General features: G+C 67.4%; 10 protein-coding genes. 6 read left to right on the top strand and 4 right to left on the bottom strand.

The features are described from left to right. Nucleotides 1-2 precede the first annotated feature (2 nt). A complete protein-coding gene (locus tag JYG37_RS26590) occupies nt 3-842 on the bottom strand; it encodes a MetQ/NlpA family ABC transporter substrate-binding protein (RefSeq protein WP_050017324.1) in 840 nt (279 codons plus the stop codon). Nucleotides 843-1,276: 434 nt separating this feature from the next. On the opposite strand from JYG37_RS26590, the gene JYG37_RS26585 reads away from it, so the two are divergent. From JYG37_RS26585 to JYG37_RS26565, 5 genes are all read left to right on the top strand, one after another. After that, nucleotides 1,277-2,641: a 2-hydroxycarboxylate transporter family protein gene (locus tag JYG37_RS26585; RefSeq protein ID WP_050017325.1), complete on the top strand. Its 1,365-nt coding sequence runs from the start codon at nt 1,277-1,279 to the stop codon at nt 2,639-2,641. A 145-nt stretch (nt 2,642-2,786) separates the two neighbouring features. Next, the gene (locus tag JYG37_RS26580) at nt 2,787-4,673 is read left to right on the top strand and encodes a sensor histidine kinase (protein WP_050017326.1); all 1,887 of its coding nucleotides are present in this window, start codon (nt 2,787-2,789) and stop codon (nt 4,671-4,673) included. Beyond that, nucleotides 4,663-6,024 (top strand): sigma-54-dependent transcriptional regulator, encoded by a 1,362-nt coding sequence (locus JYG37_RS26575; protein WP_050017327.1) that lies wholly within the window; start codon nt 4,663-4,665, stop codon nt 6,022-6,024. Before JYG37_RS26580 ends, JYG37_RS26575 begins: the two co-directional genes overlap by 11 nt. Before the next feature lie 25 nt (nt 6,025-6,049). Beyond that, the gene (locus JYG37_RS26570) at nt 6,050-6,379 is read left to right on the top strand and encodes a DUF3579 domain-containing protein (RefSeq protein ID WP_050017328.1); all 330 of its coding nucleotides are present in this window, start codon (nt 6,050-6,052) and stop codon (nt 6,377-6,379) included. A gap of 239 nt (nt 6,380-6,618) precedes the next feature. Beyond that, nucleotides 6,619-7,470: an alpha/beta fold hydrolase gene (locus JYG37_RS26565; protein WP_176016261.1), complete on the top strand. Its 852-nt coding sequence runs from the start codon at nt 6,619-6,621 to the stop codon at nt 7,468-7,470. Between the two features lie 93 nt (nt 7,471-7,563). Here the strand turns inward: JYG37_RS26565 and JYG37_RS26560 are convergent, their stop codons facing one another. Further along, entirely contained in the window at nt 7,564-8,004 is a 441-nt protein-coding gene (locus JYG37_RS26560; protein ID WP_176016262.1) for a PACE efflux transporter, read from the bottom strand. Between the two features lie 101 nt (nt 8,005-8,105). Between JYG37_RS26560 and JYG37_RS26555 the strand changes: the two genes are divergently transcribed. Beyond that, a complete protein-coding gene (locus tag JYG37_RS26555) occupies nt 8,106-8,996 on the top strand; it encodes a LysR family transcriptional regulator (protein ID WP_213346182.1) in 891 nt (296 codons plus the stop codon). Nucleotides 8,997-9,188: 192 nt separating this feature from the next. On the opposite strand, the gene opcM is transcribed toward JYG37_RS26555, so the two are convergent. Continuing rightward, on the bottom strand, nt 9,189-10,730 hold the full coding sequence (gene opcM / locus JYG37_RS26550; protein WP_124555320.1) for a multidrug efflux transporter outer membrane subunit OpcM: 1,542 nt from the start codon (nt 10,728-10,730) through the stop codon (nt 9,189-9,191). Nucleotides 10,731-10,740: 10 nt separating this feature from the next. Next, nucleotides 10,741-13,926 (bottom strand): multidrug efflux RND transporter permease subunit CeoB, encoded by a 3,186-nt coding sequence (gene ceoB, locus JYG37_RS26545; RefSeq protein WP_011546851.1) that lies wholly within the window; start codon nt 13,924-13,926, stop codon nt 10,741-10,743. Nucleotides 13,927-13,964: the final 38 nt, after the last annotated feature.

Genomic DNA, 13,964 nt, shown 5'->3' with positions numbered 1-13,964 from the left:
CGTCACCACGCGATCGCGTACAGCGAGCCGAACGCGTTGTCGAGCGCTTTGCGCACCGCCGGCGAGTGCTGGTAGATCGAGATGAACTTGCGGATGCGCGGATCGTTCGCGCTCTCGGGCCGCACGACCCACTGGATCGCGAAGTTCTTGTTCTCGGTGCCGTCGAACAGCAGCGCGCTGTTCGGGTCGGTCGTGCCGGCGAGCTTGATGAAGCTCGGGTAGCCCTGCGCGAGGTCGACGTCGTCGAGCGAACGCGCGAGTTGCGACGCTTCGAGCGGGATGATCTTCAGGTGCTTCGGATTGGCGACGATGTCGTGCGTCGTCGCGCGGTAGTCGGCGCCCGGCTTCAGCGTGATGAGCCCCGCGCGCTGCAGCAGCAACAGCCCGCGCCCGCCGTTGACCGGATCGTTCGCGATCGCGACGCGCGCGCCATCCTTCAGCTCGGCAAAGCTTTTCACCTTCTTCGAATAGAGGCCGATCTTCATGATCGTGCCGGGCGCGATCGAGATGAAGTTGTAGCCGCCCTGCTTCTTCGCGTTCTCGAGAAACGGGATGTGCTGGAAGTAGTTGACGTCGATGTCCTTGTTCGCGAGCGCCGCGTTCGGCGTATTCCAGTCGGTGAATTCGACGATCTTCACGTCGAGGCCCTGCTCCTTCGCCTCCTTCGCGGCGATCTTCAGCGCCTCGATCTGCGGGCTGGTCGAGATGCCGACCTTCAGCGGCGCGGTGTCGGCGCGCGCGCCGTTCAGCAGCACGACGCCGAGCAGCGCGGCCGTCAGCAGGCGGGCCAGGCGGGCCACACGGCCGGCGGAAAAGCGGGCGGAAAACACGGGATGCAGCATGGGAACCACTCTCCTGTCCAAAGACGGTATCGACGGATGAGCGAAGCCGCGGCGAACGCGCGGGCGTTCTCCGGACAGTCGTCGTCACGTCGGAAAAAGATCAGCCGATGATAGAGAGCGGCGGGAAAGCGGTCTACGAAGCGATTGTGCGAAGAAAATCGCGCGCGGCGATATGGCGGGCGGTACGGCGGGCGGCTGGCAGGGCCGGGCGCCCGGGCCGCCGTCAGGCCGAAATCTCGGCCTCGCCGCCGCGGGAATTCCGAAATCTCGGCCAGCCCTTACGGAAAACTCTTTCCGCAGACGAAATAAATCCCTTATGAATCAATGGACTAAAAATATTCCGGCGCTTCGGAATTCTGGCATGGGGGTTGCGTAATAGACGGCACACGATGCCGCGAAGCAATGCAGGCATTCCAAACATCAGGAGACACGTCTTGCAGACCTCTATCCATACCCCGTCCCATCCCGAGCCGATTGCGGCAGCCGGTCCCGCCACGCGCGAACGCTTCTGGCCGGAAGGCTGGTGGAAGCTGATGGAGATTCGCATCGGCATCATTCCGCTACCGGTCTACGTGATCCTGTTCGGGCTGATCGTCGGCTTCGCGGTGACGGGCAAGGTGCCCGGCGAAATCTCGATGGCGATCGCCGTGCTCGCGTTCTTCGGCTTCACCTGCGCGGAACTCGGCAAGCGCCTGCCGCTCTTGCGCAACATCGGCGCGGCCGCGATCTTCGCGACCTTCGTGCCGTCGGCGCTCACGTACTACCACGTGCTGCCGAAGCCGGTGCTGAACCTGACGGTCGAATTCACGAAATCGACCAACTTCCTGTACCTGTTCATCGCGTCGATCATCGTCGGCAGCATCCTGAGCATGGATCGCCGCGTGCTGATCCAGGGCTTCGTGAAGATCTTCATTCCGCTCGCGGCCGGCTCGGTCGCGGCCGCGATCGTCGGCACGGCGGTCGGCACCGCGCTCGGCCTCGGCGCGCGCCACACGCTGCTGTACATCGTCGTGCCGATCATGGCGGGCGGCGTCGGCGAAGGCGCGATTCCGCTGTCGATCGGCTATTCGGAACTGATGCACCTGCCGCAGGGCGAGATGTTCGCGATGGTGCTGCCGCCGGTGATGCTCGGCAGCCTGACCGCGATCATCCTGTCGGGTGCGCTCGACATGCTCGGCAAGCGCCTGCCGCATCTGACCGGCAACGGCCGCCTGCAAGTCGGCGAAAGCGGCGACATGGCGCCGCAAAGCGAAGAGATCCGCGGCCACGTCGACGTCACGCACATCGCGGGCGCCGGCATCACCGCGATCACGCTGTACCTCGTCGGCCTGATGGCGCACAAGCTGTTCGGCCTGCCCGCGCCGGTCGCGATGCTGTTCCTCGCGGTGCTGGTGAAGCTCGCGCGCGCGGTGTCGCCGCCGCTGCAGGAAGGCGCGTTCGTCGTCTACAAGTTCTTCTCGACCGCCGTCACGTATCCGCTGCTGTTCGCGATCGGCGTCGCGATGACGCCGTGGGACAAGCTGACCGCCGCGTTCACGATCGTCAACGTGGTCACGATCGTGTCGACCGTCGCGACGCTGATGGGCACCGGTTTCGTGGTCGGCCGCCTGCTGAAGATGTACCCTATCGACACCGCAATCGTGAACGCCTGCCACAGCGGGCAAGGCGGCACCGGCGACGTCGCGATCCTGACCGCCGCGAACCGGATGCAGTTGATGCCGTTCGCGCAGATCGCCACCCGCATCGGCGGCGCGATCGTCGTCACGGTGACGCTGATCCTGGTCGCGCACTTCGGATAACGCGCGGCCGCGCGCACCGTCGCGCCGGCTGCCTCGCACGCGCCGCCGCCGGCCTTGAGCCGGCGCGCGGCGCGCGTCGTTCCGGGCGGGCGATTGGGACGGCCGGTAGCGGACGGCCGGTGGCGGACGGCCGGTGGCGGCTTCGATGAGGGCGAACGTGCAGAAAAGCTTCAAGGGAATCCCGTGGTGGGGCTGGGCATCGGCCGCGGTGCTGTACGTCGGCGTGGCCGGCGCGGCCGTCGATTTCGCATGGGAACGCGCGATCGACGCGCTCGAGGAAGCCGGCGCGCACCGGCTCGACCTGTACGCGTCGAGCCTGAAAAGCGAGCTCGGCCGCTTCGAGATCCTGCCCGGCCTGGTCGCGCGGCAGGACGGCGTGCGCGCGATGCTGAAAGCCGCGCCGAACGACGCACCCGCGCTCGTGCATGCGGTGAACACCTACCTCGAAGCCGTGAATCGCGACGCGGGCAGCGGCGCGGTCGACGTGATCGATCTGCAAGGCGACGTGATCGCCGCGAGCAACTGGAACGAGACGATCAGCTTCGTCGGCACCAACGTGTCGTACCGGCCGTACTTCAAGGACGCGCTCGCGCGCGGCAGCGGCCGCTTCTTCGGCATCGGCACCAACACCGGCGTGCCGGGCGTCTACTTCGCGAGCGCGGTGCGCAGCGACGGCGCGCCGATCGGCGTGGCCGCCGTGAAGATCAGCGTCGACCCGCTCGAATCGGCGTGGCGTGCGCCGGGCGTCGCCGCGCTGGTCGTCGACAGCAACGGCGTGGTCGTGATCTCGACCGAGCCCGCGTGGAAATTCGCCGCGCTGCGCCCGATCACCGCGCAGCAGCAGCGCGACATCCAGGCGTCGCGCCAGTACGCGGGCCGCACCGTCGACGCGCTGCCCTATCGCCGCATCGGCGACCGCAGCTCGGCCGCGTGGTTCGGCACCTTCCCCGATCCGCGCCACGCCGGCCGCACCACGCGCTATCTCGTGATGTCGCGCCCCGCGCCGCAGGGCGGCGATTCGTTGATGGTGCTGCTCGACATCGCGGGCGCGCGGCGCCAGCAGCAGACGGCTTTCGTGTTCGTCACCGGCGCGTTCCTGATCGTCGCGCTGCTGGTCGGCTATGCGATCCAGCGCCGCCGGGCGATCCTCGCGCGGCTGAGCGCGCAGGACGCGCTGCGTCGCGCGAACGACCGGCTCGAACTGACCGTCGCGCAGCGCACGGCCGCGCTGACGGCCGCGAACGAGCGGATGCAGCGCGAGATCGACGAACGCGAGCGCACCGAGCAGCGGCTACGCGATTCGCAGCAGGAAGTCGTGCACGCGGGCAAGCTCGCGGTGCTCGGGCAGATGGCCGCCGGCCTCACGCACGAGCTGAACCAGCCGCTCGTCGCGATCCGCACGCTCTGCGACAACGCGCGCACATTCTTCGAACGCGGCCAGCCGGCGCCGGCGCTCGCGAATCTCGAACGGGTCGGCAAGCTGGTCGACGGCATGGCCGTGCTCACCGGCGAACTGAAGACCTTCGCGCGCAAGCCCGACGTCGAGCGCGTCGCGGTGTCGCTGAACGAGGCCGTCGCGCATGCGCGGCTCATCTACGATGCGCGGATTCGCGACGAAGGCGTGCGGCTCGACGTGAACATCGCGCCCGGCACGACGGTCTCGGCCGAATCGAGCCAGTTGCAGCAGGTGATCGTGAACCTGCTCGGCAACGCGCTCGACGCGGTGCACGACGCGCCGGTGCGCCGCATCGTCATCGACGCGGCCGGCCCGGACGAGGATGGCCGCGTGCGCTTCACGGTGGCCGACAGCGGCGCCGGCATCGCGCCCGACGTGCTGCCGCACCTGTTCGAGCCATTCGTCACGACCAAACCGCGCGGCCAGGGCCTCGGGCTGGGCCTCGCGATCACGTCGCGCATCGTCGAGGCGTTCGGCGCGAAGATCGCCGCGACGAACCGCGACGAAGGCGGCGCGCAGTTCACCATCGAATTCGCGGCGGCGACGCCGCAACAAAGGACAGAGCATGGAAGATGAGATTCGCGTGCTGGTCGTCGAGGACGACGAGAACGTCCGGATCGGCGTCGAGCAGGCCGTCGCGCTCGCCGGGTTCCCGGTCGACGCGTTCGCGTCGGCCGCCGACGCGCTCGCGCACGTCGCGCCCGGCGCGCCGGTGGTGATCGTGTCGGACGTGCGAATGCCGGGCATCGACGGGCTGCAGCTGCTCGACCGCGTGATGGCCATCGATGCCCAGATTCCGGTCGTGCTGATCAGCGGCCATGCGGACATCTCGACGGCCGTCGGCGCGATGCAGGTCGGCGCGTACGACTTCATCGAGAAACCGTTTTCGTCGGACGTGATCGCCGGCCGCGTCGCGCGCGCAATCGAGAAGCGCCGGCTGACGCTCGAGGTCCAAGGCTTGCGCGCCGCGTTGAACAACTGGCAGGGCATCGAGGCGTTCGTGCTCGGCAAGTCGCCCGCGATGGCCGACGTGCGCAAGAAGATCCTGCGCCTCGCCGATACGTCGGTGTCGGTGCTGATCACCGGCGAGACGGGCACCGGCAAGGAGCTGATCGCGCGCAGCCTGCACGACTTCGGCGGCCGGCGCGACGCGCACTTCGTCGCGCTGAATTGCGGCGGCCTGCCCGAGCAGGTGTTCGAGAGCGAGCTGTTCGGCCACGAGGCCGGCGCGTTTACCGGCGCGATCAAGAAGCGCATCGGCAAGATCGAATGGGCCGATGGCGGCACGCTGTTCCTCGACGAGATCGAGACGATGCCGATCGCGCTGCAGATCAAGATGCTGCGCGTGCTGCAGGAGCGCGTGGTCGAGCGGCTCGGCGCGAACGACCTGATTCCGGTCGACTGCCGCGTGGTGGCCGCGTCGAAGGCCGATCTCGCCGAACTCGCGGCCGACGGGCGTTTCCGTGCGGACTTGCTGTATCGCCTCAACGTCGCGCAGATCGAGCTGCCGCCGCTGCGCGAACGGCGCGAGGACGTGCCGCTGCTGTTCGAGCATTTCGTGCTCGCGGCCGCGCGGCGCTTCGGGCAGCCGGCGCCGGTCGTCACCGCCGCGCAGGTGTCCGAACTGATGACGCACGCGTGGCCCGGCAACGTGCGCGAGCTGCAGAACGTGGCCGACCGCTTCGTGCTCGGGCTGACCGGCGACAGCCTGCTGTCGTCCGGCGGCACGCCGACGGCCGGCAGCACGCTCGCGGAGCAGCTCGCGTATTTCGAGCGGATGCTGATCGAGGACATGCTGCGGCGTCACAACGGCAACGTCGCGGACGCGAGCGAGGCGCTCGGCATGCCGAAGAAAACGCTCTATCACAAGCTGCGCAACCTGCGGATTCCCGCGCGCGGCGACGCGGCGGCCGACGGCGGCGAATGACGCGCACGAGGACACGCACAACAGCATGGATCGCATCGACATCACCGAGCACGGCCGCATCGCCGGCCACCTGATCCGCGGCGTCACGCGCGCGCAGAAAACCTTCCGCCCGAGCGACTGGCCCGAGCGGCTCGCGGGCGTCATCACGCTGTTCGTCGGCGAACGGCGGCCCGGCTATCCGTGCGCGCTGTCGCGGCTCGCGATGCCGGTCGTCGATGGAGGCGTCAAATGCCTGTTCGTGTCCGACGAATTGCGCGCCGTGTGTGCGGATGCGTTCGAGTTCGCGATGCAGTTCGCGGCCGATAATGATTTGCCGGTCGAGCTTCAGCGCGTGCCGGCGTTGACGGTGCGCTGACGCGCCACCCTCCCTTTCTCAATGCAAAGGCGCGTGCGCGCAGGCGGCCGCACGCCCCTTTCGGTGCAGCAATCAATCGTCAGATGATTGAAGGTTTCGATGCATGACCACGCTGCGACAGGGGTTTCCGGCGCAGTCATCAATAAAATTGATCGTGACGATGAAAATTATGCGTTTTCCTTGCAGGTCGCCGTGATGCATAGTTGCGTCGTGTTGACGCACCCTTGAGTCTTTCAGTCATGAACATGCGAATCGAGCCGTCCGTGCTCGCGAACCCCGACCTGCAATTTGCGACGCTTTCGTCAGGCATCAGCCTGCCGTATGTCGAGCGGGGCGGCGGTGCGCCGATGGTATTCGTGCACGGCTCGCTGTGCGACTACCGCTACTGGGATCCGCAACTCGCGGCGCTGTCGGCCCATTACCGCTGCATCGCGCCGAGCCTGAGCCACTACTGGCCGGCCGTCGAAGCGGGCATCCAGGACGAGTTCGGCTGGCAGAACCACGTCGACGAACTCGCCGAATTCATCGACGCGCTCGATCTCGGCCCCGTGCATCTGGTCGGCCATTCGCGCGGCGGCAGCGTCGCGTTCAACGTTGCGCGCCAGCATCCGCACCTCGTCGAATCGCTGACGCTCGCCGATCCGGGCGGCCCGCTCCAGCAGCCGGGCGTGCACGAAGCCGCGATGCCGGCCACCGCGATCGCACTGCGCACGAAGGCCGTGAACCTGATCGATCAAGGCGAAGTCGAAGCCGGCCTCGAGATGTTCGTCGATTCCGTGAGCCTGCCCGGTGCATGGAAGAAGAGCACGTCGCGCTTTCGTACGATGGCCATCGACAACGCGAGCACGCTGCCGAAGCAGCTGCGCGACCCGCTGCCCGCGTATTCGCAGCACACGGCCGGCGATATCGCATGCCGCACGCTGCTGATCGACGGCCAGCGCAGCCCGAAAATGTTCCGCCACAACGTCGACACGTTGTCGCAGTGGATCGGCCATGCGCAACGGCAGACGGTTGCCGGCGCATCGCACGGGATGAATGCGGCGAGCCCCGCGGTGTTCAACCGTTACGTGCACGAGTTCGTCGCCGCGTAACGCGAACGGGCGGCATGCGCGCCGCCCCGTCTTCCTCTCTCTTGCAGAAGCGAAACGACGCGGGCAGTCCGCCTCGTTCCGCATCCGTCTGCATCACGCACCCGACGCTGCCTTGCGCGTCACCGCATCTGGTAACCCGAACACGCTGTCGAACGCCCAGTTGTACGCGAACGTGAAGATCGGGAAGAACACGATCAGCACCGCGTCGTACAGGAACGCCTGCCATAACGACACGTCGAGCCACCACGCGATCAGCGGAATCAGGAACGTCACGAGCGCGACCTGGAACCCGATCGCATGCACGACACGCCGCCCGACGGTGCGCGTCGTTTCCGCACGCCGCCGCTCCCACGCCTCGAACCCGAGGTTGTACAGAAAATTGACGGTGACGCCCGTCGTCGAGATCATCACGCCGAGCAGCCCGCTCGTCGCCGCGCTCGCGCCGCTCAGCATGCCGAGCACCGACGACGCGACGAGGATGCCGAGCACCTCGAACATCACGACGTAAACTATGCGTCTCTTCCATCCTTGCATGACCGACCACCTTCGTTTCGAACCAGGTGGCGAGACTACAGCGGGCACTGCGTCCGCAAAAGTCAGGTCGTTTCAATTTTTCTGACAGGAGGCGGCCGACCATGCTGACCAGCGATCACATCGACATGCTGCTGACCGTCATCGACAAAGGCTCGTTCTCGGCGGCCGCGCGTGCGCTCGGCCGCACGCCGTCGGCGGTCAGCATGGCGATCGCGAACCTCGAGGCCGAACTCGACCTCGTGCTGTTCGATCGCGGCACGCGCGAGCCGACGCCGACCGCCGCGATGGCCGCGCTGCTGCCCGACGCGCGCTCGATCGCCGAACGGCTGCAAGCGCTGCGCGCGCATGCGCAGCATCTGTCGGAAGGCGTCGAGGACACGCTGCGGCTCGGTCTCGCGGCCGAGCTCGACGGCGCGCCCGTTGCGCGCGCGCTGACGTCCGCGGCCGCGAAGTATCCGGCGCTCGCGATCAGCATCGTCACCGCGCCGCAGGACGCGATCGTCGACGCCCTGCATCGCGGCGCCGTCGATCTCTGCGTCGCGTACGGCGGGCTCGATCTTCATCCGCAGGAACAGATCCACGCGCTGTGGACCGAGACGCTGATCGCGGTCGCCGCGCCCGATCATCCGGCGATTGCCGAAGCCGCGCATCCGGAGGCAATCGAGCGACTGTCGGGGTTCCGGCAGATCGTGATCGCCGATCCCGGGCGACCGCTCACCGACGTGCGCCCGGTGATCGGCAACCGCACGTGGAAGGTGACCGACATGGCGACCGCGATCGCGCTCGTGAAGGCCGGGCATGGCTGGGCGAATTTTCCCGAATCGCTGATCGGCCGGCATGTCGCCGCCGGCGAGCTCGCGCCGCTCGTGTTCGCGAACATCCGCAACGGGCTGCCGCTGCCCGTGTATCTGCGCCGGCCGAAGCACTCGGGGCTCGGCAAGGCGGCCGGCGGACTGGTGCGGGCGCTGCGGGCTGAAGGCCACCTAGCTTGATCGGGCGTGCGGCGGGACACGGCCGCACGCTCCGCCCGCCGGTGCCGGGCGAGTTTGACCGTTAGTTGCGATATCAGCTCGACGCACCATGAAAAAACCCCGGTCACGCAGGCCTGAGCCTGCATGCCGGGGTTCTTCGATTCGCGGCCGACGGCCGGGCAACGAATTGCCCGAATCGCCCGCCGCTCACGCTCAGCGCGCAGCCACCTCCGCCTTGCCGGTCGCCGCGTCGCCAACCGCAGCCGGCGCCGGCGCCGGCCCCCACCCGCCGCCCAGCGCCCGGATCAGGTTGACCGTCGATACGGCCTGCGCGCCGGTCAGCTGGTTCGCCTGCAATTGCGACTGCAGCACCGACCGCTCGCTGTCGATCACGTCGAGATAGGCCACTTCGCCTTCCTGATACTGCGTACGCGACAACGTCGCCGCCCGACGCGACGCGTTGACGGCCGCATCCTGCGCGCGGATCTGATCATCGAGCAGACGCAGGTCCGCAAGATTGTCCTCGACCTCGCGGAACGCGACGAGCACCTGCTGCCGGTAGTTCGCGACCTGCTCGTCGTACTGCGCGCGCGCCTGCTGCACACCGGCAGCCCGCCGTCCGCCGTCGAACAGCGGCAACGTCAGCGCGGTGCCGGCGAACGGCCCGAGCAGGAACGTGCGGCTCGACCACAGGAACAGGTTGCCGAGCGTCGATGCTTCATACCCGAACGCCCCGGTGATATCGAGCTTCGGGAAGTACGCCGACTTCGCGAGCCCGATCCGCGCGTTCGCGGCCGCCATCGCGCGCTCGGCCGCCGACACGTCCGGACGCCGTTCGAGCAGCGCGGACGGCAGGCCCGGCGGAATCTTCACCGCGACCGGCACGATCGGCGTTTCCTTGAACGCGAAATCCGCCGGCGCCTTGCCGAGCAGAATGGCCAGCGCATGCTCGGACGCGGCACGCCGACGCGCGACGCCGACCGCATCGGCCTGCGCACTCGCCAACTCGTTCTTCGCGCGCGACACGTCGAGCTCGCTGATGTCGCCTTCGTTGAAGCGACGCTGCACGAGCTTCAGCGCCTGCTCGCGCAACTCCACCGTGCGGCGGTACAGATCCTGATCGGAATCGAGCTGGCGCAGTTCGAAGTAGTTCTGCGCGACGTCGGCCTGCAGCGCGAGCTGCACCGAGCGGAACAGTGCTTCGCTCTGCGCCTGGTCGGCGCGCGACGCCTCGACGTTGCGGCCGACGCGGCCGAACAGGTCGGCTTCGTACGACACCGTGCCCTGCGCGCGCCACAGCGTCGCGTTGGTCGGGCCGGTGCCCTGCGGCTGGAACTGCGACGCCGACGACAGCCCTTCGCGCGTCGGCCCGAACCCGGCGCCGATCTGCGGGAACCATTGCGAGCGCGCGGAACGGGTCGCCGCACGCGCTTCCTCGACCCGCGCGGCCGCGGCCTTCAGGTTCTGGTTCGCGGCGAGCGCCTGCGTCTCGAGCGAATCGAGCACCGGGTCGCCGAACACCTTCCACCATTCGCCGCGATGTTCGTTGTCCGACGGCTCGGCCGTCTTCCACGTGCCGGCCTGCTCGCCCGCGGCGAGGGTCGGCGCTTCCTTGAACGCGGCCGGCGCCGCCGCGTCCGGACGCTTGTAGTCGGGGCCCACCGCGCACGCGGCGAGCAGCGTCGCGAGCAGGGTGCTCGCGGCCGCCACCTTCGCGAAGCGCATCAGGCCGTTCGTGTTGTGCAAGTTATTCATTTTCTGGTCCTCAAGCATCGGGCGCCGGCACGCCGTACCCCGTCGAATCCTTGCCGGCGACGTGGATCTTGCCGCCCGCGAGCGTACGCAGCACGACGTAGAACACCGGCGTCAGCATCAGCCCGAACAGCGTCACGCCGAGCATCCCGAAGAACACCGCGACACCCATCGCATGGCGCATTTCCGAACCGGCGCCGGTCGACGTGACGAGCGGCACCACGCCCATGATGAAGGCGATCGACGTCATCAGGATCGGGCGCAGCCGCAGCCGGCTCGCCTCGATCGCGGCCTCGAGCGGCGTCCTGCCGTCGTGTTCGAGCTCGCGCGCGAATTCGACGATCAGGATCGCGTTCTTCGCGGACAGCCCCACCAGCACCATCAGGCCGATCTGCGTGAAGATGTTGTTGTCGCCCTGCGTGAGCCACACGCCCGTCAGCGCCGACAGAATGCTCATCGGCACGATCAGGATCACCGCGAGCGGCAGCGTCAGGCTTTCATACAGCGCGGCGAGCACGAGGAACACGAGCAGCACGCTGATCGGGAACACATACATCGCCGAATCGCCCGCGAGGATCTGCTGGTACGTGAGGTCGGTCCATTCGAACCGCACGCCGCGCGGCAGCGTCTCGTGCGCGATGCGCTCGACCGCGGCCTGTGCCTGCCCCGACGAGAAGCCGGGCGCCGGGCCGCCGTTGATGTCGGCCGCCGTGTAGCCGTTGTAGCGCACGACCATTTCCGGGCCGAACGTCGGCGTCACCGTGACGAGCGACGACAGCGGCACCATCTCGCCCTTGTCGTTGCGCGTCTTCAGTTGCAGGATGTCGTCCGCGCGCTGGCGGAACGGCGCATCGGCCTGCACACGCACCTGGTACACGCGACCGAAGCGGTTGAAGTCGTTCACGTACAGCGAACCGAGATACACCTGCATCGTGTTGAACACGTCGGTCACCGGCACGCCGAGCTGCTTCGCCTTCACGCGGTCGAGATCGACGTTGAGCTGCGGCACGTTGATCTGGTAGCTCGTGAACAGCGGGCCGAGTTCGGGCGCCTGCTGCGCGCGCTTGATGAAGTCGTTGGTCGCATCCGACAGCTTCGCGTAACCGACCGCGCCGCGATCCTCGATCTGCATCTTGAACCCGCCGAGCGTACCGAGGCCGAGCACCGGCGGCGGCGGGAACACCGCGACGAACGAATCCTTCATCGCGCTGTACTTCTGGTTCAGCGCCCCGGCGATCGCGCCGGCCGACAGCGCCTTGCCGTGCCGTTCCGAGAACGGCTTCAGCGTGACGAACACGATGCCCGCGCTCGAGCTGTTCGTGAAGCCGTTCACCGACAACCCCGGGAACGCGACCGCGCTCTCGACGCCCGGCTGCTTCAGCGCGATCGAGCCCATGTCGCGGATCACCTTCTCGGTGCGGTCGAGCGATGCACCGTTCGGCAGCTGCGCGAACGCGATCAGGTATTCCTTGTCCTGCGCGGGCACGAAGCCGCCCGGCACGACCTTCGACACGAGCACGGTCGCGCCCACCAGCACGAGGTACACGCCGAGCATCAGCGTCTTGCGCGACAGCACGCCGCGCACGCCGCGGCCGTAGTTCTCCGCGCCGCGATGGAACACCTTGTTGAAGCCGCGGAAGAAGCCGCCGAGCACGCGGTTCATCACGCGCGTGAGCCAGTCCTCCTTGTCGCCGTGCCCCTTCAGCAGGATCGCGGACAGCGCCGGCGACAGCGTCAGCGAGTTGAACGCCGAGATCACCGTCGAGATCGCGATAGTCATCGCGAACTGCTTGTAGAACTGGCCGGTCAGGCCCGACATGAACGCGAGCGGCACGAACACGGCGACGAGCGTCAGCGCGATCGCGATGATCGGCCCGCTCACTTCCTGCATCGCCTTGTAGGTCGCCTGCCGCGCGTTCATCCCGCCTTCGATGTTGCGCTCGACGTTCTCGACGACGACGATCGCATCGTCGACCACGATCCCGATCGCGAGCACCATCCCGAACAGCGACAACGCGTTGATCGAATACCCGAACGCAAGCAGCAGCGAGAACGTGCCGATGATCGACACCGGCACCGCGATCAGCGGAATCAGCGACGCGCGCCAGGTCTGCAGGAACACGATCACGACGATCACGACCAGCGCGATCGCTTCGAGCAGCGTGTGCACGACGGCTTTGATCGACGAGCGCACGAACTGCGTCGGGTCATAGACGATCTTGTAGTCGACGCCCGCCGGCATGTCCTGCTTCAGCTCGGCCATCGTCTTGCGTACTTCGTCCGAGATCTGCAGCGAGTTCGCGCCCGGCGACTGGTTGATCGCCATCGCGACGGCCGGCTTGTTGTCGAGCAGCGAGCGCAGCCCGTATTCGGATGCGTCGAGCTCGATCCGCGCGATGTCGCGCAGGTGCGTGACGCCGCCGTCCGGCGTCGTCTTCACGACGATGTCGCCGAATTCGTCTTCCGTCTGCAGACGGCCGCGCGCGTTCACCGACAGCTGCAGCGGCGTGCCGGGCAGCGACGGCGATGCGCCGATCACGCCGGCCGCGACCTGCACGTTCTGCTCGCGGATCGACTGCACGACGTCCTCGGCCGACAGCCCGCGCTGCGCGACCTTCTGCGGATCGAGCCACACGCGCATCGCGTAGTCGCCCGAACCCCACAGCTGCACCTGGCCGACGCCCTGGATCCGCGACAGGCGATCCTTCACGTTGATCAGCGCGTAGTTGCGCAGGTAGGTCATGTCGTAGCGGTTGTCCGGCGAGATCAGGTGGACCACCATCGTCAGCGTCGGCGAGCTCTTCACCGTCGTGATGCCGAGCCGCTGCACGTCTTCCGGCAAACGCGGCAGCGCCTGGTTCACGCGGTTCTGCACGAGCTGCGTGGCCTTGTCCGGATCGGTGCCGAGCTTGAACGTGACGGTGATCGTCATGTTGCCGTCGCTGTTCGCCTGCGACTGCATGTAGAGCATGTCCTCGACGCCGTTGATCTGTTCTTCCAGCGGCGACGCGACCGTCTCGGCGATCACTTTCGGGTTCGCGCCCGGGTACTGCGCCTTCACGATCACGGAAGGCGGCACGACTTCCGGATATTCCGAAATCGGCAGCAGGAACATCGCGATCACCCCGCCGAGCAGGATGATCACTGATAGGACTCCTGCGAAGATCGGCCGGTCGATAAAGAATTTGGAAATGTTCATGGGTTGCTCTGTCTGGTTGAACGCGGATGCGAAGCGGC

The sequence above is a fragment of the Burkholderia sp. LAS2 genome, from assembly GCF_018417615.1.
GTDB classification, from domain to species: domain Bacteria; phylum Pseudomonadota; class Gammaproteobacteria; order Burkholderiales; family Burkholderiaceae; genus Burkholderia; species Burkholderia sola.
Note: the sequence above shows the minus strand (reverse complement) of the source record. Positions and strands in the feature narration are given on the sequence as shown.

What these genes read in the sequence shown, in the direction of transcription:
- ceoB (WP_011546851.1), bottom strand. Translation starts at nt 13,926, where the DNA reads ATGAACATTTCCAAATTCTTTATCGACCGGCCGATCTTCGCAGGAGTC.
- JYG37_RS26555 (WP_213346182.1), top strand. Translation starts at nt 8,106, where the DNA reads ATGCTGACCAGCGATCACATCGACATGCTGCTGACCGTCATCGACAAA.
- JYG37_RS26570 (WP_050017328.1), top strand. Translation starts at nt 6,050, where the DNA reads ATGGATCGCATCGACATCACCGAGCACGGCCGCATCGCCGGCCACCTG.
- JYG37_RS26575 (WP_050017327.1), top strand. Translation starts at nt 4,663, where the DNA reads ATGGAAGATGAGATTCGCGTGCTGGTCGTCGAGGACGACGAGAACGTC.
- opcM (WP_124555320.1), bottom strand. Translation starts at nt 10,730, where the DNA reads ATGAATAACTTGCACAACACGAACGGCCTGATGCGCTTCGCGAAGGTG.
- JYG37_RS26565 (WP_176016261.1), top strand. Translation starts at nt 6,619, where the DNA reads ATGAACATGCGAATCGAGCCGTCCGTGCTCGCGAACCCCGACCTGCAA.
- JYG37_RS26590 (WP_050017324.1), bottom strand. Translation starts at nt 842, where the DNA reads ATGCTGCATCCCGTGTTTTCCGCCCGCTTTTCCGCCGGCCGTGTGGCC.
- JYG37_RS26560 (WP_176016262.1), bottom strand. Translation starts at nt 8,004, where the DNA reads ATGCAAGGATGGAAGAGACGCATAGTTTACGTCGTGATGTTCGAGGTG.
- JYG37_RS26580 (WP_050017326.1), top strand. Translation starts at nt 2,787, where the DNA reads ATGAGGGCGAACGTGCAGAAAAGCTTCAAGGGAATCCCGTGGTGGGGC.